The 25248-nt window shown below is 38.3% G+C and carries 25 protein-coding genes; 14 read left to right on the top strand and 11 right to left on the bottom strand.

The genetic code is table 11. From position 1 onward, the window contains the following. Positions 1 to 29 precede the first annotated feature (29 nt). Complete coding sequence (locus tag HX005_RS17110; protein WP_502872768.1) at positions 30 to 1661, top strand: phospholipase D family protein; 1632 nt, start codon at positions 30 to 32, stop codon at positions 1659 to 1661. A gap of 54 nt (positions 1662 to 1715) precedes the next feature. Here HX005_RS17110 and HX005_RS17115 read toward each other — a convergent pair whose 3' ends face one another. Next, positions 1716 to 2540, bottom strand: a complete 825-nt coding sequence (locus tag HX005_RS17115; RefSeq protein WP_107008122.1) for a lysophospholipid acyltransferase family protein — start codon at positions 2538 to 2540, stop codon at positions 1716 to 1718. Between the two features lie 391 nt (positions 2541 to 2931). Here HX005_RS17115 and hflX point away from each other — a divergent pair, with 391 nt between their 5' ends. From hflX to HX005_RS17140, 5 genes are all read left to right on the top strand, one after another. Then, positions 2932 to 4263 (top strand): ribosome rescue GTPase HflX, encoded by a 1332-nt coding sequence (gene hflX, locus HX005_RS17120; RefSeq protein WP_286378280.1) that lies wholly within the window; start codon positions 2932 to 2934, stop codon positions 4261 to 4263. Between the two features lie 45 nt (positions 4264 to 4308). Continuing rightward, the gene (locus HX005_RS17125) at positions 4309 to 4680 is read left to right on the top strand and encodes a hypothetical protein (RefSeq protein WP_107008120.1); all 372 of its coding nucleotides are present in this window, start codon (positions 4309 to 4311) and stop codon (positions 4678 to 4680) included. Positions 4681 to 4690: 10 nt separating this feature from the next. Then, on the top strand, positions 4691 to 5359 hold the full coding sequence (locus tag HX005_RS17130) for an LrgB family protein (protein ID WP_286378281.1): 669 nt from the start codon (positions 4691 to 4693) through the stop codon (positions 5357 to 5359). Between the two features lie 202 nt (positions 5360 to 5561). Then, complete coding sequence (locus HX005_RS17135) at positions 5562 to 6035, top strand: DUF2147 domain-containing protein (RefSeq protein WP_286378282.1); 474 nt, start codon at positions 5562 to 5564, stop codon at positions 6033 to 6035. Positions 6036 to 6219: 184 nt separating this feature from the next. Continuing rightward, the gene (locus HX005_RS17140) at positions 6220 to 6669 is read left to right on the top strand and encodes a DUF2147 domain-containing protein (protein WP_286378283.1); all 450 of its coding nucleotides are present in this window, start codon (positions 6220 to 6222) and stop codon (positions 6667 to 6669) included. A gap of 169 nt (positions 6670 to 6838) precedes the next feature. Here HX005_RS17140 and HX005_RS17145 read toward each other — a convergent pair whose 3' ends face one another. From HX005_RS17145 to pdxA, 3 genes are all read right to left on the bottom strand, one after another. Further along, positions 6839 to 7693, bottom strand: coding sequence for a symmetrical bis(5'-nucleosyl)-tetraphosphatase (locus HX005_RS17145; protein ID WP_286378284.1), 855 nt, complete (start codon positions 7691 to 7693; stop codon positions 6839 to 6841). A 3-nt stretch (positions 7694 to 7696) separates the two neighbouring features. Continuing rightward, positions 7697 to 8509, bottom strand: coding sequence for a 16S rRNA (adenine(1518)-N(6)/adenine(1519)-N(6))-dimethyltransferase RsmA (rsmA, locus tag HX005_RS17150; RefSeq protein WP_107008116.1), 813 nt, complete (start codon positions 8507 to 8509; stop codon positions 7697 to 7699). Between the two features lie 381 nt (positions 8510 to 8890). Continuing rightward, positions 8891 to 9862 carry a 4-hydroxythreonine-4-phosphate dehydrogenase PdxA gene (gene pdxA / locus HX005_RS17155; RefSeq protein WP_286378285.1) on the bottom strand — a complete coding sequence of 324 codons (972 nt, stop codon included), beginning with the start codon at positions 9860 to 9862 and terminating at the stop codon, positions 8891 to 8893. A gap of 873 nt (positions 9863 to 10735) precedes the next feature. Between pdxA and rplM the strand changes: the two genes are divergently transcribed. Then, positions 10736 to 11164 carry a 50S ribosomal protein L13 gene (rplM, locus tag HX005_RS17160; protein WP_107008114.1) on the top strand — a complete coding sequence of 143 codons (429 nt, stop codon included), beginning with the start codon at positions 10736 to 10738 and terminating at the stop codon, positions 11162 to 11164. A 12-nt stretch (positions 11165 to 11176) separates the two neighbouring features. Next, positions 11177 to 11563 (top strand): 30S ribosomal protein S9, encoded by a 387-nt coding sequence (gene rpsI, locus HX005_RS17165; RefSeq protein ID WP_286378286.1) that lies wholly within the window; start codon positions 11177 to 11179, stop codon positions 11561 to 11563. A 63-nt stretch (positions 11564 to 11626) separates the two neighbouring features. On the opposite strand, the gene HX005_RS17170 is transcribed toward rpsI, so the two are convergent. Further along, positions 11627 to 11863: a hypothetical protein gene (locus tag HX005_RS17170; protein ID WP_286378287.1), complete on the bottom strand. Its 237-nt coding sequence runs from the start codon at positions 11861 to 11863 to the stop codon at positions 11627 to 11629. A 104-nt stretch (positions 11864 to 11967) separates the two neighbouring features. Between HX005_RS17170 and HX005_RS17175 the strand changes: the two genes are divergently transcribed. The 6 genes from HX005_RS17175 (at position 11968) to HX005_RS17200 (ending at position 16174) form a co-directional block, all read left to right on the top strand. Continuing rightward, a complete protein-coding gene (locus HX005_RS17175) occupies positions 11968 to 12621 on the top strand; it encodes a glutathione S-transferase N-terminal domain-containing protein (RefSeq protein ID WP_286378288.1) in 654 nt (217 codons plus the stop codon). Positions 12622 to 12632: 11 nt separating this feature from the next. Beyond that, positions 12633 to 13061 carry a ClpXP protease specificity-enhancing factor gene (locus HX005_RS17180; protein ID WP_107008109.1) on the top strand — a complete coding sequence of 143 codons (429 nt, stop codon included), beginning with the start codon at positions 12633 to 12635 and terminating at the stop codon, positions 13059 to 13061. A 29-nt stretch (positions 13062 to 13090) separates the two neighbouring features. Beyond that, positions 13091 to 13750: a hypothetical protein gene (locus HX005_RS17185; RefSeq protein WP_286378289.1), complete on the top strand. Its 660-nt coding sequence runs from the start codon at positions 13091 to 13093 to the stop codon at positions 13748 to 13750. Between the two features lie 466 nt (positions 13751 to 14216). Continuing rightward, complete coding sequence (locus HX005_RS17190) at positions 14217 to 15206, top strand: hypothetical protein (protein WP_286378290.1); 990 nt, start codon at positions 14217 to 14219, stop codon at positions 15204 to 15206. 11 nt (positions 15207 to 15217) lie between these two features. Then, positions 15218 to 15751: a GTP-binding protein gene (locus tag HX005_RS17195; RefSeq protein WP_107008106.1), complete on the top strand. Its 534-nt coding sequence runs from the start codon at positions 15218 to 15220 to the stop codon at positions 15749 to 15751. Positions 15752 to 15760: 9 nt separating this feature from the next. Next, positions 15761 to 16174: a roadblock/LC7 domain-containing protein gene (locus HX005_RS17200; protein WP_107008105.1), complete on the top strand. Its 414-nt coding sequence runs from the start codon at positions 15761 to 15763 to the stop codon at positions 16172 to 16174. A gap of 58 nt (positions 16175 to 16232) precedes the next feature. Here the strand turns inward: HX005_RS17200 and HX005_RS17205 are convergent, their stop codons facing one another. The 6 genes from HX005_RS17205 to HX005_RS17230 all read right to left on the bottom strand — a co-directional run bounded on the left by HX005_RS17205 (position 16233) and on the right by HX005_RS17230 (position 25097). Continuing rightward, entirely contained in the window at positions 16233 to 18182 is a 1950-nt protein-coding gene (locus tag HX005_RS17205) for an acetyl-CoA carboxylase biotin carboxylase subunit (protein WP_286378291.1), read from the bottom strand. Positions 18183 to 18442: 260 nt separating this feature from the next. Then, entirely contained in the window at positions 18443 to 19279 is an 837-nt protein-coding gene (locus HX005_RS17210) for an enoyl-CoA hydratase/isomerase family protein (RefSeq protein WP_286378292.1), read from the bottom strand. A gap of 11 nt (positions 19280 to 19290) precedes the next feature. Then, positions 19291 to 20448, bottom strand: coding sequence for an acyl-CoA dehydrogenase family protein (locus tag HX005_RS17215; protein ID WP_286378293.1), 1158 nt, complete (start codon positions 20446 to 20448; stop codon positions 19291 to 19293). Between the two features lie 66 nt (positions 20449 to 20514). Then, positions 20515 to 22128 (bottom strand): acyl-CoA carboxylase subunit beta, encoded by a 1614-nt coding sequence (locus HX005_RS17220; RefSeq protein WP_286378294.1) that lies wholly within the window; start codon positions 22126 to 22128, stop codon positions 20515 to 20517. Further along, a complete protein-coding gene (locus HX005_RS17225; RefSeq protein WP_286378295.1) occupies positions 22125 to 23039 on the bottom strand; it encodes an SDR family oxidoreductase in 915 nt (304 codons plus the stop codon). The genes HX005_RS17220 and HX005_RS17225 overlap by 4 nt, the downstream gene beginning before the upstream one ends. A gap of 270 nt (positions 23040 to 23309) precedes the next feature. Then, on the bottom strand, positions 23310 to 25097 hold the full coding sequence (locus HX005_RS17230) for an acyclic terpene utilization AtuA family protein (RefSeq protein ID WP_286378296.1): 1788 nt from the start codon (positions 25095 to 25097) through the stop codon (positions 23310 to 23312). Positions 25098 to 25248: the final 151 nt, after the last annotated feature.

The raw sequence follows: 25248 nt of genomic DNA on the forward strand, positions 1-25248 counted from the left end.
TCTAGCTCTGTTAATTCTTAGATTAAATTATGACGCAAACCAGTAATACGATACGACAAAGCCACCAAATGGCGAACAAACACAAAATTTTTAATACAAAAATGTTGTTACTTTCTGCCGTCATCGTTTGCGGTTTACCAGCATGTAATACTTTACCTAAACAGCAAATGACACATCCTGTTTATGCCAAAGATACCGACACTACAGCAACCACATTATCTAAAATTGTCAGCCCACTCAAAACTGCGAACCCAGATTTAACAGGTTTCCATATACTCTATGATCCTTTTGATGCAATAGCAGCACGTATACATCTGATTGATAAAGCAGAAAAAACCTTAGATTTACAATATTATATTTGGGACAATGACAAAATCGGCTCATTGGCACTGTATAAAATCATTCAAGCTGCGGACAGAGGCGTTAAAGTTCGTCTATTAATCGATGATAATAATGCTAAAAACATGGAAGCGGTCTATTTAGCCTTAGATCAACATGCGAATATTGATGTAAAATTATTTAATCCTTATCATTTTCGTTCATTTCGTCCTTTTGAAATGGTGATTGACCTTAAACGAATCAATCGTCGTATGCATAATAAAACCTTCACTGCTGATCAACAAATCAGTTTGATTGGTGGGCGAAATATGAGTAATCAATATTATAATATAAGTGATAATTATCAGTTTTCTGATGTTGATGTCATGTTAGTTGGTCAAGCTGTTGAAGATATTAACCACTCTTTCGATGAATATTGGAACAATGATTATGCTTTTCCTGTACGTGACATTGTGAGCCATCAAAAATATACATTACGTTATGAAGGTTTAAAGCAACAACTTACCGAACATTATCAAGAAATTACCACTCAAAATTATATGAATCTCAGTTCGCATTCAAATGATTTTGAAAATTGGTTAAATCAACATATTCAACTTGATTGGGTGAAAGCCGAAGTTATTAAAGATTCTCCTGAAAAAATAAAATCTAAAGCAAAAAAAGAAGAACATTTAAATTTTCAGATGCTAACGCATTTAGCAAAACCTGAGCAAAGTGTAGATTTAGTTTCTGCCTACTTTGTTCCCCAAAAAGAAGGTGAAGAGCGCCTGATTGAACTGGCACAAAGTGGCGTGCAAGTTCGAGTATTAACCAACTCATTCAAAGCCAATGATGTCGCGTTAGTCCATGCTTTTTATGCTAAATATCGAGAAAACTTACTCAAAAATGGCGTGGAATTATACGAATTTTTACCTGCAATTCCTGAGGATCAACTCGATGAAAATATCAAAGAATTGTCTAAACAAACTAAAATTAGTCTAAAAGGTTTAAGCCGCTCAAGTTTGCATGCCAAACTTATGGCACTCGATGATAAACAAGTGTTTATTGGCTCTTTTAATTTTGACCCTCGCTCAGCAAACTTAAATACTGAAATAGGCGTCATTTTAAATAGTGAACCTTTAGCGAAGACAGTACATACCACTATGGACAAAAATCTTACGCGCTATGCTTATAAATTGGTTTTAGATTCACAAGAAAAAATCAATTGGATTCGCACAACGCCTACAGAAATCCGTACGATTCGTAAAGAACCAAAAATGAAATGGTGGCAAAAAGCAGGGGTAAAATTTATTTCTTGGCTGCCTATTGAAGGCTTCATGTAAATGACTAAACAGGTGAATAAAACCCTTATTCACCTGACAAAATCCATTAGAGATTTACGGTTTTAAAACCTCTGCTTGTAATTGCATTAAGCCATCTTGCATTTTTTGTTGAACCAATTTGGTTAATGTATCTACAGTATGCCCTTCCACTGAGATCGCAGGCAATGTTTTTAAATGTGCTGTCACTTTCGGCATTTCAAGAACAGCTTGCACATGTTCAGCAAAGGTCGCATTTCCAATAAATGGTGCGACTGTATCAAGCTTGCCCTCTTGATTAACATAACAAATCAAACAAATTTGCACAGGCTTTTGTGCTTCTAAAGCTGCACCTAAGATGCGACCATGTACCTTTTTAACTTTACTGCCATCCGTTGTCGTGGCTTCAGGGAAAAACAAAACAGGGACATCATGCGTTAAAAACTCAGCAATTTGTTCACGAATACGAATAGAATCGCCTGAACCACGTTGTATAAATAACGTCCCGCCACCTTTTGCCAGTTTGCCCAGTACAGGCCAATGCTCTATTTCAGCTTTTGCCAAAAAAAATACTCGTGCAGCCGAGCCTAAAACAGCAACATCTAACCATGACACATGATTACTGACCCATAAAGCAGGTTCACGGGCAATATCGCCATGAATTTTTACATCAATATTAAAAACATCACACAAGCGGCGACAAAAATATTGTACATAACGTGTATTTTTTGGATTATTTGGGTCTTTATACAGTTGATGACGAAAAACCAAATAAAAACCTTGGGAAATAGCCGTTGTGCCTAAAGCGACTTTTTTAGAGTATAAAAAAACTTTAGATAATGCGCTTAACTTCGCAGTTTTTGGGATTATTTCAGTTGATTGTGTTGAGTTTTGTGGAGACATAGACGCTCACTAAAGCAAATATTAATCAAATTAAACTTCTTTACCATTGTATACAGATATACAGAAAGTTGCATTGATCATATAAACACAACAATCAGACAACTAAAGCGCATTTTTTATATACATATATCCAGATTAAAATAAATCAAATCGAATATAGGCAAAAAGAGAGATAATGATCACATGCAAATTCATAAAAACATCCATATTTCTGAATACCTTAGCATTAAAATACCTTTCAACAAACTCCTCGGCTATGTCATTTTATACTGCGGCAGCCTTGTTCTCACCTCTAAAATATTTATTGCAATTCTTTGACAATAACTACATTTTTCATAAAAATTTACATTAGAATGGAGCTTTATCTATTTATTTGAGAGTTTAAATATCTGTGGAATATTTTGATCGATATCAAGGTGGCGAACGTGCCATATTAGTCAGCGTTAATGTTCAACTTTTAGATGATATTGATACCGAAGAATTTCGATTATTAGCCAAATCCGCAGGTGCTGATATTTTAGAGCATCTTAGTGCCCAACGAATTAAACCAGATCCAAAACTTTTTATCGGTTCAGGTAAAGCTGAAGAAATTGCAGAATACGTCCAGAGTTTAGAAGCAGAGCTCGTTATTTTTGACCATGCTTTATCCCCTGCCCAAGAACGTAATTTAGAAAAAATTTTAAAATGCCGTGTCATAGACCGTACAGGTTTAATCTTAGATATCTTTGCTCAACGAGCGCGTACTCATGAAGGTAAATTACAAGTTGAACTTGCCCAGCTTGAACATTTATCTACACGTTTAGTCCGTGGATGGACGCACTTAGAACGCCAAAAAGGGGGGATCGGGCTACGTGGTCCAGGTGAATCACAACTTGAAACAGACCGTCGTTTACTCCGTATTCGTATGGGTCAATTAAAAGATAAGCTCGAAAAAGTGCGTCAAACACGTCTACAAGGTCGTGCAGCTCGTCAAAAAGCGGCTGTTCCAACAGTATCTTTGGTTGGCTACACCAATGCTGGAAAATCGACTTTATTTAATATTTTGGCAGACTCAGAAGTCTACGCAGCCGATCAACTATTTGCCACACTTGACCCAACCTTACGCCGTTTAAACTGGGACGGAATCGGGGCTTTAGTTCTTGCTGATACTGTTGGTTTTGTGCGTAATCTTCCTCATTCTTTAGTCGAATCCTTTAAAGCGACTTTAGAAGAAACCTTAGAGGCAACATTACTCCTTCATGTGATTGACTCTAGTAGTCCAGACATGATGGAACAGATTGATGCGGTGGAAAGTGTACTGAAAGAAATTGGTGCCAATGTTCCTACCCTCCGTGTTTATAATAAAATTGATCAATCAGGTGAAGAAGCGAAGATTATTTATGATAAACCACACCGACCAGGTCGAGTTTATGTTTCTGCACATTCCAAGCAAGGTCTTGATTTATTAAAAAAAGCTGTCCAAGAATGCTTAATGGGACAGATTCAAAGTTTCCAAGTACACCTAAAACCTGAATATGGAAAATTACGCACTCAACTCTATGCATTAAATGTTATTCAATCTGAAAATTATGACGACGAAGGTAATCTAGATTTATTGGTGACGATGGCACCACATAAACTTGAACAGCTCATTAAACAAGCACATTTACCGATTGATCAAATCCTCGGTGAGAAAGCACAACAGTTTAAAAGACCTTTAGAAGAATTTGAAATTAAACGCTGAATGGGTTAAAACGTGAAATATAAATTTAACTGATTAAAAAATAGCATGAACTTGTTCAAAAAAATTGATTGGCAAGCATGGATCTTCACCATAGCCATGATTATTTTCTTTCGTGAAGCTTCTGTATGGATCATGGGGCAACTCAATCATCCTGAGCTAGGAAATTTAACAGGTTTACTCAGCCTTTTGATTGTCTTGGTCATTTGGCGTAAATTCAAAAAAATTCCACCTCGCTTGGTTGATACCAACAATAAACTGATGAAAGAAAGTGGATTTGCTTTTTTACCTATTTGTGCAGGTTCATTATTGATGCTCGTCAATATGGGCAAAGAAATTCCATTATTTTTAGTCATTATGTTTGTCAGTACACTTATTCCGCTTTGGGTTTATGCCAAAATGGCAAAAAAATGGTTATAGGGAGTCAATTATGTTTAGTGTCTTAATAGGCTTCCTCATTACCCTTGTGGCTTATTTGGCAGCTAAACCTGTCAATAAACGCTTTCCACAAGTACCACTTTTAGTGATTGGCATGTTCTTTGTCATTGGTATTTTAATGCTCTTTAAAATTCCTTATGAACAATACAATACGCAAATGAATACGATTTTTAGTCATTTATTAGGCTATGTTACCGTGGCTCTTGCTATTCCTTTGGCTGCAATGCGCTATGACGATCTACCCATCAAATCGGTAGTCAGTATTTTAGTTTTTGCGAGTATAAGTGCGGTAGCTCTGCCAATGAGTTTGGCGTATTTACTACATATGTCAGAACCCACCATCATGGCATTTGCAACACGTGCAGTGACTACACCTATTGCGATTAATATTGCAACGCTATTACATTCACCAATTTCCTTAGTGATCTTAATTGTCATCTTGTCGGGTGTTATTGGTGCTGCATTTTCATCAATCATCCTTAGAAATATCAATGATGAACGTGCATCAGGCTTAGCCTTAGGACTCGCAGCACATGCGATTGGTACTGCACAAGCTTGGCAACGTGGTGCTGTTGCTGGACGTTATGCTGCTTTTGGTATGGCAGTTAATGCGGTATTTACTGCCATTTGGTTACCGACATTTATTCTTTTTATTAAATAATTCACTTCAAAAAAGGATTGATTCACCACAATCCTCTTTTACACCATACTACAACAAAAAACTGACAAATAATGTCATTTTTCACAAAAAAATGTTGATTAAATCACAATTAGAATAATATTTGATAAAAATACAACAAATATGTCACACTAACAAACACATATTTAACAATTAAACTATAATGTAAGTGAGAAAAATATTTATGAAAAACATATTAGCTTGGCTTGGAGCATTTGCTTTCACTTGTTTAAGTAGTACAATTTTCGCACGAGATATTACAGGTGTATGGCAACAAATTGATGATCAAACAGGTGCATCTAAAGCACTAATTGAAATTAATAAAGAAAGTAATGGCACTTACTCTGGCACTATTACCAAAATCACGCCACGAATTGGTTATCCACCTAAAGAGTTTTGTGTCAATTGTCCTGCACCTTATACCAATAAACCTATTTTGGGTATGAAAATCATTACTAATTTAAAAGCAATCAATGAATATGAATATGAAAATGGCAATATTATAGACCCTACAATAGGTCGGATCTATAAATCAAAAATCAAAATGTCAAAAAATGGAACGAAAATGACTCTTCGAGGCTATTATGGTTTCTCAATGATTGGACGCAGCCAAACTTGGATTCGTATCAACCCAACTCAGCCACCACAAAGCAATTGATATTCATCATGTTCTTATTATTTAAAAATTAATACAATGAATATCTTATAACAAATCCGACAAAAAGTTGCATTAAAAATAAACGACTACTGCTCTCAAAACAAAGCCTTGACCATCGCTTGGTTTAATGTTTTATTTATTCGCTATGATACGTGATAACAAATCTTATCGCAGGGAAAATAAGATGAAAATCCAAACTAAAATAGCAGTAGTTCTTGTCGGATTATGGGCAAATACTAGCCTATTTGCACAAGATATCTCTGGTCTATGGCAACAAATTGATGACAAATCAGGGGAAAATAAAGCTCAGATTTTATTAAAAAAAGACAGTAATAATCTGTATACAGGCACCATTGTTAAAATCAATCCTAGACCGGGATATACGCCAAAACAACTATGTACTGACTGCCCAGCACCATATACAAATAAACCCATTCTTGGGATGAATATTATTACAGGTCTAAAATTCATCAAAGACAAAGATTATGATCAGGGGCAAATCCTTGATCCTGCAACAGGTAAAATCTATCAACTCAAAGCAAAACTTAACCAAAATGGCAAAATGTTAAGACTTAGAGGATATATTGGTGCTTCTGCATTAGGACGCAGCCAGACATGGATTCGTCTTGAATAATGCCCAAGATCAAACCAACATCAATAATAAATTGTAAAATAATCCACAAGATGTTTTAAATCATTTGCCCCTCCTTCATCAAAGGAGGGAGATTTTTACAAATTTATCGCATCATTGGACTGAATTGACTGACATCAACAGCGTATAGATCTTTTTAAATAATAAAGACTTAAAAATCCGAAGGTACAGGATTATCAACCTTAAACATCGTTTGATCTTCTAAACGATAAGCCAATAATTGATGTCCCCATACACAGCCACCATCAACATTTTGAATATGTGGGTTAATTGTTTTGCCTTGTAACGCAGCCCAATGTCCAAACACAACTTGATGAGTGTGTGCCGCTTTAGATGGATACTCAAACCATGGCTGAAAACCTTCAGGCATTGGTTCGTCCAGGGCATCTTTAAAAGAAAATTCTAAACGCCCCTCAGCATCAGCCAAACGCATACGCGTCAAATAATTGGTAATGCAACGTAAACGTGCATTGCCTTGTAAATCATCTGACCAAAGATCTGGTTCTGAACCATACATTTTTTTTAGGAATGTATCGAGTATCTCAAAATCATCATTTGCCAATACAGCTTCAACTTCTTGAGCGAGTTTTGCCGTTTGTGCTACATCCCAAATCGCAGGAATACCTGCATGAGTTAGAACGGTCTGCTCATTGGGGAATAAACATAGCGGTTGTCGACGTAACCATTCTATTAAGTCATCACTTTCAAGTGCATGAATCACATCATCTATGCGGTCTTTATCCTTGAGTTTTTTAATGCCACGTGCAACCGCCAATAAGTTCAGGTCATGGTTGCCCAAAACCGTGGCAGCCGCCCCACGTTCACAAAGTTTTTTGATGAAACGGATCGCACCAACTGAGTTTTCACCACGTGCAACCAAATCACCTGCAAACCAGATAAAGTCCTGATCTGAATCAAACTGAATCTCTTTCAGTAAGGCTTTTAAGGCTTCAAAACAGCCCTGAACATCACCAATCACATAGTTATATCGAGTTGCACGGGTCATCAGTTAAGCCACCATTTGATCTGACAATGCGACAAATTGCGCCAAAGTTAAGGTTTCAGGACGTGCCATTGGGTCTACACCTGCATTTTCAAAACCATCTTCTGCCAACATGCCTTTTAAGCTATTACGTAAAGTTTTACGGCGCTGAGTAAAGACATGTGAAACCAGACGTGCTAAAGCTTTTTCATTTTTAGCAACAATCGGTTTAGTCGCATAAGGTTCCAAACGGAACACCGCAGAGGTGACTTTTGGCGGTGGATTAAATGAACCAGGAGGTACTTCAAATAAAAATGTTGGCTTACAGAAATATTGAATCATTACAGATAGACGACCATATTCCTTAGTATTCGGTGATGCAGTAATACGATCCACCACTTCTTTTTGCAGCATAAAGTGCATGTCTTTAACTTTGTCACCAAATTCCAAGAGGTGAAAAAGTAACGGTGTAGAAATATTATAAGGTAAATTTCCGACCACACGTAAAGGACGATTTTCCTGAAAAAGTTCAGTAAAATCATATTTTAAAGCATCTGTTTCAATAATCGTCAAACGCTCAGGATGTGGTACACGTCCAGGTAAACCTGCCGCCAAATCACGGTCTAACTCAACCACGGTTAAAGCCTCACACTCACCAATCAATGGTGAAGTCAGTGCAGCCAGACCTGGTCCAATTTCAACGATATTGTCACCTGAACGAGGTGCAACAGAACGTACAATTTTGGCAATCACACGTTGGTCATGTAAAAAGTTTTGTCCAAAACGCTTACGCGTGTGATGCCCTTCGTCTTTGGGGTTTAAGGCATTAATTTGATACATAAAACATTTCCAACATGAGAGTAGTGATAAAAAATAGTGAAGAATGAGCGATTAAATTCAAACTAAAATTTCTGAAAATATGGCATAAATGATGCCAAAACGCCGATTAAATGCTTCACCTAAGCCTGAATATTTTAACACAGGTCTACTTAGATCGTGATATATCCTGAAAAACTGTATGTGTATGACGTCATTTTTTAGACCTATAACCATGAAAACCGCTCATCAATTATCTTATGATTCAAATATATAAAGTGATGATGATTCGACCTCTTCATTGAGTATATTTTTATTGCCTTTCTACTCAGTTAGAATCTTCTTTTTATTATTTTCAAGACTTTAGCTTTCATCTATTGAAGAGGTCTATTGAAATAAAATAATTTATAGATTACGTGCCAACTCAAGCGCCAAATCTACCGCAACCTGCAAACTTGAACTTTTTGCCTGTCCCGTCCCCGCAAGAGAAAGTGCAGTCCCATGATCAACCGAAGTACGAATAAATGGCAGACCTAAAGTAATATTGATCGCCTCACCAAAACCTTGTGCCTTTAACACAGGTAAACCCTGATCGTGATACATTGCCAAAACTGCATCTGCATCTTTTAAATTTTCAGGAGTAAATAAAGTATCCGCTGGCAGACTTAAACTCATTTTGATGCCATCTGCTCTATAAGTTTCAAGCACAGGGTTAATGGTGTCTATTTCTTCATGCCCCAAATATCCACCCTCACCAGCATGTGGGTTTAAACCGCAGACTAAAATATGAGGATGCTCAATTTTAAATTTAGTTTTTAAATCATGAATCAAGATGTCGATGACTTGATGCAAACGCGTTTTGGTAATGGCATCTGCAACATCACGTAAGGGTAAATGTGTCGTTGCCAATGCAACTCGTAAGGTTTTGGTCGCAAGCATCATCACCACACGTTCTACACCTGCAAATTCCTGATAATATTCGGTATGACCACTGAAATGGATACCTGCATCATTGATCACAGACTTTTGTACTGGTGCAGTTGCCACACCAACACTCTGTCCTTGCATCGCATAATAAGCTGAGCGACGTAACTGTTCTAATACATAAGCTGCATTATTTGGGTTCAGTTCACCTAAGACCACATCTTCATATAAAGGAACATGTTCGACATAAAGTTGACCTTGTACAGAAGATGCTGTTTGCCCCATATATTCAATGATTTGAATATTCTGTTGAAGTATCTTGGCACGATCACGCAACATATTGATGTCTGCCAATACCACGATTGGTCGTTCATCAACACGACTTGCCAAACTCAAACAAATATCTGGACCAATGCCAGCAGGTTCACCACTAGTAATATATAAAGGACGCATGAAAAACTCTTGGTCGAAACTTGGTTTAAGTATACAACGACTATGCATCAAAGGTGCTGAAACTTAACCTCGTTTACGCTCATTTGAAAAGTACAACACATTGGCTAAATCTGGATACTTCCTGACTGATATTCAATAGGATTGAGATGATGAAACACATGACAAATAACATGAATGAGCAACACCACATTTTTTTGTAATTTCCAATAAAATATTTTTTTAAAACAATAGAAAATACAAATATGATGAGTAAAATGCCTCCCAACAACACTAAACCTGAATCATCAGTAGTGCTCTCAGGAACAATTTTTATATAGGAATGTGAGAATTTACATAAATATAGATTTAAAGCTAATGCCAAGATATATAAAAACACAAAAAAAGAGATGAACAACCAGCTAAATGTATGTAAAAACTGGCGAATTTCCGTAATATTCATTTGATAACATTTACTTTTGTTTTATGGGCTTACCTTAACATTTCTACCACTTCAACTCAAAATAATTCAACATTAAAAAGCTTGTTTCACATTGCAACCCAATATATTTATTCCACAATCCGAGAGAACTGCAATTTTTCAACAAAACAATAGTAGCCCCTCCATTTTTAGCAGAATATTTATTTTCAATGATTTTTGTTATTACTTAACCGTTTTTGTTTTTTTGAAACATACATCACAATTCCAATATTTATTACAAAACTTTATGGCATTTTTCTAAACTAAACTTTGCTTTTTAAACAGACAACTAATATAATTCAGCACCTGAAATTCTATATTTCGATTGTGGATTCTTCAAGTTTCAGGTAGAATTCGCGCTCCTTTTGTTTGGACAGATTCCATAGTCCAAACCAACTATAATAGGTAGTGGTTTAATGAAAACTCTCAGCGCTAAGCCAGCTGAAGTTCAACACGACTGGTACGTTGTTGATGCTTCTGGCAAAACTTTAGGTCGCCTTGCGACTGAAATCGCTCGTCGTTTACGCGGTAAGCACAAAACTTCTTATACGCCTCACGTTGACACTGGTGACTACATCGTTGTTATCAATGCTGAGCAAGTTCAAGTGACTGGTAAAAAATCACTTGATAAGAAATACTATCGCCACACTGGTTTCCCTGGTGGTATCCGCGAAACTAACTTTGAAAAGTTAATCGCTCACAAACCTGAACTTGTTCTTGAAAAAGCAGTTAAAGGTATGTTACCAAAAGGTCCTCTTGGTTATGCAATGATCAAGAAAATGAAAGTGTATGCAGGTACTGAGCATCCACACGCTGCTCAACAGCCACAAGTTTTGGACATCTAAGGGATACAGCACATGGCTACTAATTATGGTACAGGTCGCCGTAAGACCGCAACTGCACGTGTTTTCTTGTCAGCTGGTACAGGCAAACTCGTAATCAACAACCGTACTCTTGAACAGTACTTCGGTCGTGAAACTGCTCGTATGGTTGTTAACCAACCACTTGAGCTTTTAGACGCTACTGAAAAATATGACCTTTACATCACTGTTGCTGGTGGTGGTATCGGTGGTCAAGCTGGCGCTATCCGTCACGGTATTACTCGTGCATTGATCGCTGCTGACGAAACTTTAAAACCTGCTCTTCGTCAAGCTGGTTTCGTTACTCGTGATGCTCGTGAAGTTGAACGTAAGAAACTTGGTTTACGTAAAGCTCGTAAACGTCCTCAATTCTCTAAACGTTAATTCGTTTTCCGAATCGGACAAAAAACCTCGGCTTTTGCCGAGGTTTTTTTATGTTCTAAAAGGCTACATCTTTAAGACCCAATAAAACACACCAAGCAATACAGCAACGACAAAACTCCACATACTGATTTTCAAAGCAAGATTTCCGTACCTCATCCAACGATCAACATCTTCATCAAAATCATCCTCGTCTAACCACAATGCTTCACTACGCCAAAATGCACGACTAAAATACCCATTTGCTGTGCCTAAACAGATCATTCCAATCAAAATAAAGAGATAAATTATAATTTTTAGCATTGGTATTTCTTTTCTCTCGTTTTATTGTGAAATAACATTGTTTCCGTGATTTTGCTGTCTAATTTTAGTATCCTATCCTATTCACGCAGCTCAGTTTTTGGAATATGAACCTCGAAAACACACAATTGCAAGGGATTACACTTTATAGTCATGCAGATGATTTTCGCTCGCATTGGGTACGGTTTGTCCTAACAGAGAAACAAATTAAACATAACTTGATTATTGTTGATGAGGACGATGAAGACTTAGCAAGCTTAAATCCATACAATCAACTGCCCATGCTCATCGAAAATGATTTAAAACTTTTTAATACTGCGATTATTTCTGAATATATTGATGATCGTTATCGTCAAAATAAACTTTATGCTGATGCACCTGCACCTCGTGCCGAACAACGTCAATATATTTGGCGCTTTGAACAAGATTGGCTCAAACTTGCGGATATTATGTTATGTCATGCTGACACACTTAATGTTGAAGCACAAAAAAAAGCACAGAAACAGTTAAAAGATACCTTAATTTCACTGACTCCACTTTTTCAGCATTTTCCTTATTTCATGTCTGAAAGCTTTACAATTTTAGATTGTATGTTGGCACCTATTTTTATACGGTTAAAGCAGATGGGAATTGAGTTACCCAAACAGCAATGCCGCCCAATTCACTTATATTGTCAACGTATTTTTAATCGTCCTAGCTTTCAAAAGTCGATGACACTTCAAGAAAAAAATCGTTTTCAAGCCTTTTTAGCCAAAGAATAGAGCAATTTCTCATGTCTGAATCAGAACTTAATCTTAGCCCAACTCGCCCATATCTCGCTCGTGCAATATACGAATGGATTTGCGACAATAATCTCACCCCTTATCTACTTGTAGATGCAACTCAACCCTATACAGATGTTCCCACCCAGTTTATCCAAGATGGGCAAATTGTACTCAATATTGTGCCGCATGCTGTACACATGCTCAATATGAGCAATGAAGCCATTACTTTTTCAGCACGTTTTGGTGGTGTTTCTAAAGATATTTATGTACCAATCAATGCTGTTTTAGGTTTATATGCACGTGAAAATGGACAAGGCTTGTTTTTTGATCCTGAAGAATATGCTAATGTTGAAACTCGTGAAGAAACTTCAGAATCAAACACAACAGAAGAAGTTGAAACACCAAAGAAAAAACCAACATTAAGACTTTTAGATTAAAAACGTTCATATAAAATAAGGAGAGCTACATGGCTTTTGATCTCGTACAATATTTTGCTGAGCAGATTAAGATCCAAAAGCCTCAGCTTCTCAACCAATATTCTCCTGATGAAAGAAGAACGTATTTACTTGAAATTAATGCTTTAACTTTAGGTAAACTCGTTAGCTTATGGAAACAAAATGAAAATGTGGTTTATCAGGAAATTCAACGTCTAGATCATTTATATGTTCAAGAGGTTGCCCGTCATTTAACAACTTCGCCGCATAATCGTTCTCGTTTAAATAAGACAGAATTAGAACAAGTGATTATTGAGCTCTTAGAGTTTCAGTTAAAAGAAATCAAGCAGCTTGATGAAACAGGCAGTTTTGGTCAACGTGGTCTGCGTGAACTAATTTTAGGGCAAGTAGAACATTTGGCAGGTCATGCTGATGATTGGGTTTGGTTAACCAATGACCTAAAAGAGCTAAAAGGTTCTAAAACTATTGAGCAGGAACAGATATCATTAGATGAAACAATGAAGGAGTTTAATCTCATGGTCAATATGCAAAAAGAGCATACTCAAGCTGAACCTTTAGCCCTTGAACCAACTGCACAACTGAATCCAACTTGGGCAAAAATTTTTGAACCAATCGTTGCTCTTGTTGTACTTTGGATTTTGTTTGAAGCATTACAAAAAGTTTTTGCTTAAACTTAAGATTGTAGACTTTTTAAAATCGTCTCTTTTAAGACAACTACATCAGGCTTAACCCGCTTTTTGTAGTTTTCTTTTTTATATATTTCTGCAAAATAAATCCAAATATTTTTTCAAAATTAATGAAGAAAAACTTAAAAATCAGCTAAAATAGTCAATAAATATGATTGCTTTAAAGCATATCTCTAATATAATAATTCTATATTATATCTTTGATTTTTAAATAAATGTATTTTTCATCACGTAATTTATAAAAACGTGATTTAAAACACATATAAAACTATAGTTTATAAACATTAAGTTTCTTTTATAAAGACGGTAAAGCTTATATGAGAGACTTTTCTCTCCATGAGCGGTTCTATTTCTTTGAATATAAGGAATGATGATGTATAGATCTGGTTTTTTTAAATTTCATTTATATAAAAGGTGCCCGCGTTTTTTTAATTTTTCTTAAAGTGATATTATGAACAAACCTCGTATCAATATCGCAATCTCTGGACTGGGTTTAGTTACGACTGAAAAGCTAAAAATAAAACTACGAGAAGTCATTCCTCAATTTTTTGAAATTTATTGGGGAAAAATGAACGATGAAGATATTCAACTTGTTTTAATTCACGAATTCTTTTTTGAAACTGAGAATATTCAGAAAATTATCTTTGGAAAAAATTTAGCCTATTTAAAAGTGTCTAAAGATGAGTGTGTGCAAACGCGTATTGAGGACAATATGCTCTATCTGCCTATCCAAGATATTGCACCTTTAAAAGACTGGATTCAGCAGAATGTTTTGAGTGCTCTCCAACCACCACCAATAGAAGAACAACCTCAAGCGATTGTTGTGCCTGAACAGCCAGTTTTACAACAAAACTTAGCGCCTTTAGATGTACAGTTCATTACTGATGTATATGATCATTTTCAACGTAAAGTTCATCTATTTGATGAATTAGGTAGTTTAGCAATTATTGATCATCATATGCACTTAGCATGGATTAACCCTAAACGCACACTTTGGCAAACCAATGGCTCATTACAATATGCGCCTGCAACTATTGAAGATTTTATTGAAATTTCTAGAAAACACCAAGATAACCTTGAAAATTGGTTATTTGCTTTGGTCTGGAATTCACCAAATTTATGTGTGCCGCCATATGAGCTTGCCTATTTTAAATTAAAGTTTTGGCCTCAACCTACCTCTGAAGACCGAAAAATTATTTTGCAACTTTCGGCTTGTTTTATGCAAGGTGCAGAAATTCAACATGTTGCTACCAAACTAGGTCTCGAATTACCTCTCGTACAACGGTTTATTACTGCCAATCTTGCAATTCAGAATGCTGAATTAGTGAGTGCCAAAGAATGTAAATTTGATCAAGATGCAAACCAACAAGAGAAAAATCAACAAGAAGTGAATGGGCTACGTAGCTTTTTTGGCAAATTAAAACGTCGCTTTGGTTTTTAATAGGACGACTTATGATCATTCAAAAATATAAAATTGTTTTTGCAGGCTCTATGGGGTCAGGTAAGACCGAAGCCATTAAAACACTTTCTGAAATTTCAATCTTAGAAACTGAAGCATTTAATACAGATCAAGAACGTCATAAAAAACTCAATACCACCGTTGGTATTGACTATGGTGAAATCACTTTAGAAGATGGCAATAAAATTGGATTGTATGGTACACCTGGACAAGATCGTTTCGATTTTATGTGGGGCGTTGTATGTCAAGGTGCGATCGGAACTATTATTCTGATTGATCATAGCCATCCAGATAGCTTACATGAGTTAAAATATTACATTGATATCTTTAAAAGTTATGGTGAAAATATTGTTATTGGTATAACTCATGTTGATGAAAATACTGAAACTTCTACTCATCAATATCGAACTTGGTTAACTGAAAATAATTTAAATTATCCATTGTTTTTGGTTGATGCGCGTCTTAAAGATCATGTTTTATTATTAATTGAAACACTAATTACCACTCTAGAAATCAAGTACTTATAGGGAACTTATATGCTGAATATTGCTGAACAGCGCACTGCACCAGATGAGCTGATCGAATTTACCAAAGCACAAATTCATGATGTACTGATGAATGTAAAAGGCATCAACTTTGTCATGGCATGCTCCACTGATGGTTTTGAATTATGCTCTGTTTATAGAATAAATAAATACAATTCAAGTAAACTCGCTGCGGTAAGTAGTTCTATTTTAGCCATGGTCAGCGCATTTTTAGGTGAAATTGAACTCGTAGGTTGCCAGAGTTTAACTTTAGATGCAGAAAATGGTAAAGCTGTTTTAACAGCAGTTCCATGTGCCAAGCATCCTATGGTTTTAGTGACCTTAGCAGCAAAAGATATTTTATTAGGACAATTACTTTATAACCTAAAAACAGCAAGCAATAAGATTGCAGCACATGGTTCATAAATAATTTTTAAAAGCCATTTCAAGTGAAATGGCTTTTATTTTGCTCTTTAATCAATCTTTATTGTGTAGTAAATGCAATATTCAGTAAAACTTGGCGCTTTTTCACCTGTTGACCAATTTGTGCAATGATTTCCTCAACAATACCATCACTATCTGATTTAATTTGTTGCTGAATTTTCATCGCCTCTAATACAATTAAAGTCTGACCTTTTGTTACAGTATCACCAACACTCACCAAAATATTAATCATTGCACCATCCATCGGCGCCCGAATCTTGCCATCCCCTGCTACATCCGAGGTTTCAGGTGGCGCATAGGTCGCATTTTCAATACTGATATTGCCATTCACTGCATCCAAATACAGATGATTACCATCCAAAACATAGTCTATTGAACGGCGCACGCCATTGGCATCGTAAATCAGTTTTTGTGCAGTCTGCTCAAGAATTTGAATGGCAAAAGTCTGACCGCAAATTTCAACTTCAACCTGATTTTGATCACGTTTCACCAAAACCTGTAATTGCTGATCATCATGCTTTAATTTCAAAGGTAAAGACAATGCGATGCCCGTATTCCAACTACTATTGCTTGACGCATTGGTGAATAAAGCCGCTGTAATCGCCAAATGCTCTAAACTCAAAGTTTGTTTATGCAAGCTCACATCATCTTGGAAATGTTCCTGGATAAAAGCGGTATTAGTATCACCCTTGACAATAATCGGATGTCTGAGCAAATTGACCAGAAATTGTTTATTGCTGTTTACCCCCAGTAATACACAGTCATCAACTGCACGTGCCAGTAAACGAATTGCATCTTGACGCGTTTTAGCATAAGCAATGACTTTCGCCACCATTGGATCATAGAAAGGACTGATTTCATCTTGTGGACGAAGACCATGATCAATACGCACATTCGGTAAATCCGCAGGGATCCAACGCAGTACTTGCCCTGTTTGTGGTAAAAAGTCCTGACGTGGATCTTCTGCATATAAACGCACTTCAATCGCATGACCTTTCAATATCAGCTCAGACTGTTGTAAGGGTAATTTCTCACCATTCGCAACACGGAGTTGCCACTCAACCAAGTCTAAACCTGTTACTAACTCAGTCACAGGATGTTCTACTTGCAAACGTGTATTCATTTCCAAGAAATAAAATTCACCTGATTGGTCGAGTAAAAACTCAACTGTTCCTGCACCGACATAGTCACATGAACACGCTGCGGCAACGGCTGCCTCGCCCATTTTTTGACGTAAAGTTTCAGTCATGACAGGACACGGTGCTTCTTCCACGACTTTTTGATGGCGACGTTGAATCGAGCAATCACGTTCAAATAAATAGACATAATTGCCATGCGTATCACCAAACACTTGAATTTCCACATGACGTGGTGCGATCACCGCTTTCTCAAGAATGAGCTCACCTGAACCAAAGGCATTTTCTGCTTCAGAACGTGCTGTTTTCAATGCTTCAACAATATCCGCTGAACTTTGCACCAAACGCATTCCTCGTCCGCCACCGCCTGCCGAGGCTTTGACCATCAATGGATAACCAATTTGATTGGCTTGTTGTTCTAAATATTCAATCTCTTGCTGATCACCTTCATAACCGGGGACGCATGGCACACCTGCTTGAATCATCGCGATTTTTGAAAGACGCTTACTGCCCATCAGTTCAATTGCAGGCGCAGGTGGACCAATGAAGGTAATCCCATTTTCAGCACATGCGGCTGCAAAATCTGTATTTTCAGACAGAAATCCATAACCCGGATGGACTGCATCAGCACCTGTTTTTTTACAGGCGTCGATTATATTTTGAATCGACAAATAAGATTCTGAAACTTTTGAAGCGCCGATATATACAGCTTCATCGGCAACTTGTACATGACGTGCATGACGGTCTGCATCGGAATACACCGCTACAGTTTCATAGCCCATTGCTTGTGCTGTTTTCATCACGCGAACAGCAATTTCACCACGATTCGCCACCAATACTTTTGAAAATGCCATTCTCGTTTTCCCTATTCTTGGTTTTATATTCGACTTTTTGAGTCAGTCAACTTGTGATTAATATTTAATTCACAATGGAAGTCCCCTCTCCTTTTTAAAGGATGAGCGTAGTTACGCGCAAGAGGGTGAGGATTTATATGAAAATTCCCCTCATCCTAATCCCATCTCTGAACCAGATATGGCACAAGAGAAAAAATGTCCTAAACGGAGCTTCCATCGTGATCAATATTCAATTTTTTAGTATTGCAAAAAGCAATTACCTACCCACCATCAAACCAACTTGGATTGCGTTTTTGAATAAATGCCATCGTGCCCTCCATCCCTTCTTCACCACTGACTGCATTGGCAAATTGCTGTGCAGCATCATCCAATAAACGATGTAAAGGTTCATTTAAAGTACGGTGTAATAAGGCTTTGGTTGCACGAGATGCATGTGGAGCTGCTCGTTTAATTTGCTGAATCGTTTCAGCCAATAATAACTCTAAACTTTCAAGTTGATCTGCAACTTCATGCACTACACCGACTTTAAGTGCAGTTTTTCCATCAAAACGATTACCTAATAATGCCAAACGACGTGCTTGAGTCAAACCAATACGCTTCACCACGAAAGGCGCAATCTGTGCAGGAATCACCCCCAACCCTGTTTCAGGCAAACCAAATTTTGCATCTGCAAGACTAATAGCGACATCTGACACACATGCCAAACCAAAACCACCACCTAAAACTGCGCCTTCAAGTACCGCAACAACAGTTTGTGGTGCTTGATCCACCTGTTCGATCATATAACCAAATTGACGGTTAAAATCTGCATAAGGTTGGTTTGAACCCACATTCGCAGCTTCGCCACGCAGTTGCGCCATGTCTTTAATGTCACCCCCTGCACAGAAATGTCCTCCTTTACCACGCAGAATCACAGCACGGATCGACAGATCATTTTCAATGCTTTTAAAGACTTGCTGAATGGCTTTGACCATATTCAAGCTCATGGCATTGCGGCTTTCAGGTCGGTTTAACCATAACGTTAAAATACTGCCTGATTGTTCCAGTTCAATACTGTCATCAAATTGTTGTGAAGTGAGAGAGGCTGAAAGTGTCATACTGATTCTCCTTATTTACGCTTTGATGGCAAAATATCCATCAATTTACAAATAATGCCGAGCATGATTTCATCTGCACCTCCACCAATTGAACCTAAACGACCATCACGATACAGTTGCGAAGCAGGGTTATCCCACATAAAGCCATTGCCACCCCAAAACTGTAAGCAACTATCAGCAACTTCACGAGTTAAACGACCTGCTTTGAGTTTTGCCATAGATGCAATTTCAGTGGCATTGCCCCCTTCCAAATGAATCTGACAGGCACGATAGGTCAAAGCACGCAAGGCTTCGACTTCCGTCATCATTTCTGCAAAACGGAAATGTACATATTGGTTATTAATCAGTGGTTGACCGAATGTGGTACGCTCTTTGGTATATTCAATGGTTTGTTTAATCACATGTTCTAAACCGCCAATCGCATTTGCCGCTGCCCACATGCGTTCTTCCTGAAACTGCATCATTTGCATCATAAAGCCCATGCCTTCAGCACCGACTAAGTTACGTTGTGGCACACGGACATTGTCAAAATAAACCTGTGCGGTTGTGGTAGAGCGCATTCCGAGTTTATTTAATGGCTCTGAAAAACTGATTCCCGCACTTTTTGCAGGCACAATAATCATTGATTTATTGACGTGCGGTTTGTCGTCAGATGTATTAGCAAGTAAGCAGAAGAAATCCGCTTGTAATGAATTGGTGATCCACATTTTACTGCCGTTGATGATGTAATCATCACCGTCTTTTTTTGCTGTAGTTTTAATGGCTGCAACATCTGAACCTGCATGCACTTCTGAAACTGCAATCGAAGCCACATACTCACCTGCAATGGCAGGCGTCAGAAACTCATCTCGTAATTCTTTGCTGCCAAAACGTGCCAATGCAGGCGTTGCCATATCGGTTTGTACACCAATCGCAAGCGGTACACCACCACATGCTGCTCGTCCCAACTCTTCTGCAACCACCAAGTTATAGGAATAGTCCAAACCTAAACCACCATTTTCTTCAGGTTTACAAATGCCCAATAAACCCAGATCTGACATTTTCTTAAATACATCGTGAATCGGAAAAATACCTTCCGCTTCCCAAGTTGGGATATAAGGGTTTAATTCAGTTTCTACAAACTGGCGTGTGGTACGGCGTAGCGCTTCATGTTCTGGAGTAAATTTCATTGTTTTGTCCTAAATTTATTTTTACTGTTCCATATGATCGTTTTTCAACGATCAATTTTTGATTTTTTAAAATCTGGATACGCCAAATTTTGATGTATTCAATTGACGAGCTCTTGACTCATAAATTGTTTTAAATAGAAAAATAAGTACCTTACGTGTGTCTCGTGGGTCGATAATGCCATCATCATGCAGCATTGCCGTATTAAATAAAGCAGTAGATTGCTGCTCTAATTTGACCGCTGTACTTTGTTCTAGAAAATCTAACATTTGTGCATTGGGTTCTATGCCCGCAGCTTTTTGCTTTTCTTCAGCCACAATACGTAGAACCTTACCTGCCTGTGCAGAACCCATCACAGCGACATGAGAGTTTGGCCATGCAAAAATAAAATCTGGATCTAAAGGACGACCACACATCGCATAGTTCCCTGCACCATAAGAACCATGTGCCACGATCGAGACTTTTGGAACGGTACAATTGGTTACTGCTTGGATCAATTTAGAACCATGTTTAATAATGCCGTTCTGCTCCGCATCTGTTCCCACCATAAAACCTGTGGTGTTATGCAAAAATAATAACGGTCGCTGTGTCTGCTCACAAAGATGAATAAATTGTGCCGCTTTTGCCGCACCTTGTGTGGTAATTGGGCCATTGTTAGTTATGATCCCGACATTCAAACCACCGATTTTTGACCATCCACATACCGTATGTGAGTCGTATTCTTGTTTAAACTCGAGAAAGTCTGAATCATCGACCAGACGGGCAATAATCTCTTTCATCTCTAAAGGTTGTTTTGGATCAGTGGGAATAATGCCCAGTAGTTCTTCAATGGCGTAACGTGGTTCTTTATAGTTTTCATCCAGTGAATACGTTTGTTCTTTCCAATTTAAATGCTCAAGAACTTCACGAGCGATTCGTAAACCATCAGCATCATTTTCAGCTAAATATTCTGCAGTACCTGCAACTTGAGCATGCATTTCGGCACCACCCAATTCTTCAGCACTTGCCACTTCACCTGTTGCAGCCAATAACAAAGGTGGTCCAGCTAAAAACATCTCGGTCTTTTTACGCACTGAAATCACATAATCAGATAAACCCGGTTGGTAGGCACCACCTGCTGTAGCATTACCATGTACCACAGAAATCTGTGGAATACCCATTGCTGACATACGTGCTTGATTAGCAAAAGTTTTACCACCATCAGTAAATACTTCTGCCGCATAGGTTAGGTTTGCCCCACCACTTTCAGTTAAAGCCACGACAGGAAGTTTTTGCTTCATGGCAATTTCTTGGATACGTAGCGTTTTACGGACACCCATCGGGGAAATTGTGCCACCTTTAATTGCGCTATTGCTTGCTGTGACTAAACAGCGTACACCACTGACAAATCCAATTCCTGCAAGAATTCCCCCACCTGCATCAGAACCATCTTTATCATCATGCATGCCATAGCCGACCAAACCGCATAGTTCTACAAAAGGTGAATCTGCATCTAAAATAAGACGAACACGTTCATGTGGTAAGATTTTGCCTCGTTTATCAAACTTCGGCTTTGCTGCATAAGATTTTTCAATACTTTTATTTTGTACTGCACGAATTTCTGCAATCTGTGCAAGCAAGGCTTCTTTATTCTGTTCAAATTGCTCACTACCCACAGCAATTTCAGATTGGAGAATCGTCATGAATTTTCCCCTGTAGATTTATTGTGTTGTGTTTGCTCTTCCAATTGTGACTTCAATACATCTGGAATAAAGGCACGATGGAAACCATTGAACGAGACACTATTAGTCGCATCAGCAAGTGGATACATACGCGTACCGAGTGAAGCAGCACCATCGATGCGAATGGTCATCCCCGAAACAAAACCCGCAGCTTCTGACAATAGATAAACAATTGCTGATGAAATTTCCGACTCCGTGCCCATCCGTTTTAAAGGCACGTTACCAGCAAGACTTGGAATAATAAATTTGGCAAAATCACCCGAATAATTGTCCATACCTGAGGACACAATCCATCCCGGTGCAACACAGTTGACTCGAACGCCGGAACGCCCCCATTCCACTGCAGCAGTTTTGGTCAGATTATCCACGCCTGAACGTGCCGCACCTGAGTGCCCCATACCCGGCATTCCGCCCCACATGTCTGCCGCCATATTGACAATACTGCCACCATGTTTTGCCATCCATTGGTTATAGGCTTCTTTCATTAAGTAAAATGTTGAATGCAGGTTATTACGGATCACTGCATCAAAACCATTTGCCGAGATGCCTTCTAAATTTGAAGGGAATTGACCGCCTGCGTTATTCACCAAGCCATCGAGCTTGCCAAATTTTTCAATCACTTCAGCAATCATGTCTTTGACTTGTTGCTCTTCACGATTATCACAGACAATGAAATGAACCTTGCCACCATCTTCCGTGATTTCAGCACTGACTTTTTCCAATTTTTCAATCTTGCGACCTGTGATCACCACTTGCGCGCCCAATGCCGCCAACTCATGTGCGGTACAACGCCCGATGCCTGAGCCACCACCTGTCACAATAACGACTTTGTCCTGAAAAGCATCTGATCTAAATATTGAGTGATAATGCATTTTTTATTTCCAATGTGTTTTCTTAAATCCCCTCTCCTCTTAGGAGAGGGTCAGGGAGAGGTTATTTCCAATGTGTTTTCTTTGACTTCCATAGTTCCCTCTTCTTTCAGGAGAGGGTTAGGGAGAGGTGTTTTAATAAAACTTCTTCCACCTTTGAGGGATGAGAAGCACTGCTTCGCAAGGGAGGGGGGAATTTCAAAAAGACTTTTCATGAATTCCCCTCATCCCCTTGCGGACTTTCAGTCCTCATCCCTGAGGGAGAAGGAGCTTTTATTTAACCAATCCCTTCGGCACTTTCACCGTCATATCCAACAACTGTTGTGCAAATGCTTTTCCTTGCGGGTCAATACGCAGACTAGCAATACCGCCACCACCTAAAGCATTTTCCAAAAGAATATTTAAGGCATTAAAACCTTCAATCTCATAGCGAATCACTTGACTGGTTTCAGGATTGAGCACGTGTTGCATATATTCCGCGACATTTTCATTAGTTAAATTGGCACGAATCCACGGTAGAAACTCAGGCTGACGTGCGATGACACCGATATTACTGTGATTGCCTTTATCGCCACTGCGCGCATGGGCAATATCGACCAATGCCACTTCAACCTCATCACCTGTAAATTGCGCTACCTCACCAACGGGTAGTTGTGTGAATGATTGATCTGCCAAACCTTGCGGAATCTCTACATTTTGACGTTGACCATTGATGTCTATTTCAACATTCAGCTTGGATTTATCAACAAGGAAAGAGAAAAGTTTAATTACAGGCGATGCTTTTGGACGACCACCAACAATCCCTACCAATGCAGGTGCCATGCCTGTAGAGGCTTGTGCAATTTCCGAAGCAAAGAACATACAAGCTTCTTTAAACATGTGTTTCACGGCAATTTTTACCACGACTTCACGGCTTTCGGTATGTCGTGCATTTGCCCCATAGGTACTTTCTATACCCAAAATTTCAACCGATTTTTCTTGAAATGGTGGAACAGAACGCAAAGCTAAAACGCGTTCACATTTCGTTAAAATGGCATCGGCAATGATTTGTGCCTTTTCAGGGGCTTCACGCCCTGCGATTAAGAAACTGACTAAAACACGGTAACCATCAGGATAGGTCGCACTCACTTTATAAGATTGTGTCGGTGCACGACCAGTCGCTCCCGTCACTAAAACTCGGTGCTCAGCGACTTGTTCTAATTTGACCTGACTGAAATCACAGCTTACATCAGGTAATAAATAAGCTTGCGGATTGCCAATTTCATAAACAATCTGTTCGGCAACCGTTGCGGTTGAAACCAAACCGCCTGTACCTTTGGGTTTCGTGACAATAAAAGAGGCATCTTCTTTGACTTCTACAATGGGAAAGCCCATATTGTCAAAGCCTTCAACCAGACGCCAGTCAGTGAAATTACCACCTGTACATTGCGCACCGCATTCAATGATATGTCCAGCTAATGAACCTTGTGAAAGCTTGTCATAATCATCAACTGACCACTGATATTCATGCATCAAAGGTGCAAGTACAACGGCTGAATCGACCACACGCCCTGTAATCACAATATCTGCGCCTGCTGCCAACGCATCTCGAATGGGAATCGCACCGAGGTAAGCATTACAACTTGCCAAATGGCTTGGTAGATCCTCACCACTAAACATTTCTTTGATATTTTGGCTCTTCAATTCAGCCAAATTCGACATCAGGTCATCACCCAACACCACAGCCACTTTTAAATTCAGACCCTGTGCTTCAATGACTTTTTGTAAAGCATCACGGCATGCCAATGGATTTACCCCACCTGCATTGCTGATCACTTTAATTTTTTTATCACTGATTTTTTTCAGCAATGGCGTCATGACACGACTGACAAAATCGAGCGCATAGCCATGTTCAGGATTGGTCATCATGGCTTTTGCCATAATGGACATGGTAATTTCTGAAAGATAATCAAAGACTAAATAATTGATATCGGATAAATGCACCAATTGGAATGCGGCGGTATTGGTATCTCCCCAAAAACCAGAAGCACATCCAATTTTGACTATACGTTGATCTTCCATTTTCGCACCCTTTCCACAGCTCGATTGTTTTCATTGTTGTGAATAAAATTTATACTCCAATCTACCAAGCAAGCGCTTGGTTTGTAAAGTACAAAATGTTATGCTGAATTGGCAAATGTGTTTATTTTGCTATAAAAAATCATAAATCATT

Source organism: Acinetobacter sp. R933-2, from assembly GCF_030325485.1.
GTDB lineage: Bacteria > Pseudomonadota > Gammaproteobacteria > Pseudomonadales > Moraxellaceae > Acinetobacter > Acinetobacter sichuanensis.

What these genes read in the sequence shown, in the direction of transcription:
- HX005_RS17145 (WP_286378284.1), bottom strand. Translation starts at nt 7,693, where the DNA reads ATGACCCGTGCAACTCGATATAACTATGTGATTGGTGATGTTCAGGGC.
- HX005_RS17195 (WP_107008106.1), top strand. Translation starts at nt 15,218, where the DNA reads ATGATCATTCAAAAATATAAAATTGTTTTTGCAGGCTCTATGGGGTCA.
- HX005_RS17175 (WP_286378288.1), top strand. Translation starts at nt 11,968, where the DNA reads ATGAACCTCGAAAACACACAATTGCAAGGGATTACACTTTATAGTCAT.
- HX005_RS17110 (WP_502872768.1), top strand. Translation starts at nt 30, where the DNA reads ATGACGCAAACCAGTAATACGATACGACAAAGCCACCAAATGGCGAAC.
- rplM (WP_107008114.1), top strand. Translation starts at nt 10,736, where the DNA reads ATGAAAACTCTCAGCGCTAAGCCAGCTGAAGTTCAACACGACTGGTAC.
- rsmA (WP_107008116.1), bottom strand. Translation starts at nt 8,509, where the DNA reads ATGTATCAAATTAATGCCTTAAACCCCAAAGACGAAGGGCATCACACG.
- HX005_RS17225 (WP_286378295.1), bottom strand. Translation starts at nt 23,039, where the DNA reads ATGCATTATCACTCAATATTTAGATCAGATGCTTTTCAGGACAAAGTC.
- HX005_RS17205 (WP_286378291.1), bottom strand. Translation starts at nt 18,182, where the DNA reads ATGGCATTTTCAAAAGTATTGGTGGCGAATCGTGGTGAAATTGCTGTT.
- HX005_RS17130 (WP_286378281.1), top strand. Translation starts at nt 4,691, where the DNA reads ATGTTTAGTGTCTTAATAGGCTTCCTCATTACCCTTGTGGCTTATTTG.
- rpsI (WP_286378286.1), top strand. Translation starts at nt 11,177, where the DNA reads ATGGCTACTAATTATGGTACAGGTCGCCGTAAGACCGCAACTGCACGT.
- HX005_RS17185 (WP_286378289.1), top strand. Translation starts at nt 13,091, where the DNA reads ATGGCTTTTGATCTCGTACAATATTTTGCTGAGCAGATTAAGATCCAA.
- HX005_RS17135 (WP_286378282.1), top strand. Translation starts at nt 5,562, where the DNA reads ATGAAAAACATATTAGCTTGGCTTGGAGCATTTGCTTTCACTTGTTTA.
- HX005_RS17210 (WP_286378292.1), bottom strand. Translation starts at nt 19,279, where the DNA reads ATGACACTTTCAGCCTCTCTCACTTCACAACAATTTGATGACAGTATT.
- HX005_RS17190 (WP_286378290.1), top strand. Translation starts at nt 14,217, where the DNA reads ATGAACAAACCTCGTATCAATATCGCAATCTCTGGACTGGGTTTAGTT.
- HX005_RS17170 (WP_286378287.1), bottom strand. Translation starts at nt 11,863, where the DNA reads ATGCTAAAAATTATAATTTATCTCTTTATTTTGATTGGAATGATCTGT.
- HX005_RS17215 (WP_286378293.1), bottom strand. Translation starts at nt 20,448, where the DNA reads ATGAAATTTACTCCAGAACATGAAGCGCTACGCCGTACCACACGCCAG.
- HX005_RS17230 (WP_286378296.1), bottom strand. Translation starts at nt 25,097, where the DNA reads ATGGAAGATCAACGTATAGTCAAAATTGGATGTGCTTCTGGTTTTTGG.
- HX005_RS17115 (WP_107008122.1), bottom strand. Translation starts at nt 2,540, where the DNA reads ATGTCTCCACAAAACTCAACACAATCAACTGAAATAATCCCAAAAACT.
- HX005_RS17180 (WP_107008109.1), top strand. Translation starts at nt 12,633, where the DNA reads ATGTCTGAATCAGAACTTAATCTTAGCCCAACTCGCCCATATCTCGCT.
- HX005_RS17200 (WP_107008105.1), top strand. Translation starts at nt 15,761, where the DNA reads ATGCTGAATATTGCTGAACAGCGCACTGCACCAGATGAGCTGATCGAA.
- pdxA (WP_286378285.1), bottom strand. Translation starts at nt 9,862, where the DNA reads ATGCGTCCTTTATATATTACTAGTGGTGAACCTGCTGGCATTGGTCCA.
- HX005_RS17140 (WP_286378283.1), top strand. Translation starts at nt 6,220, where the DNA reads ATGAAAATCCAAACTAAAATAGCAGTAGTTCTTGTCGGATTATGGGCA.
- HX005_RS17125 (WP_107008120.1), top strand. Translation starts at nt 4,309, where the DNA reads ATGAACTTGTTCAAAAAAATTGATTGGCAAGCATGGATCTTCACCATA.
- HX005_RS17220 (WP_286378294.1), bottom strand. Translation starts at nt 22,128, where the DNA reads ATGACGATTCTCCAATCTGAAATTGCTGTGGGTAGTGAGCAATTTGAA.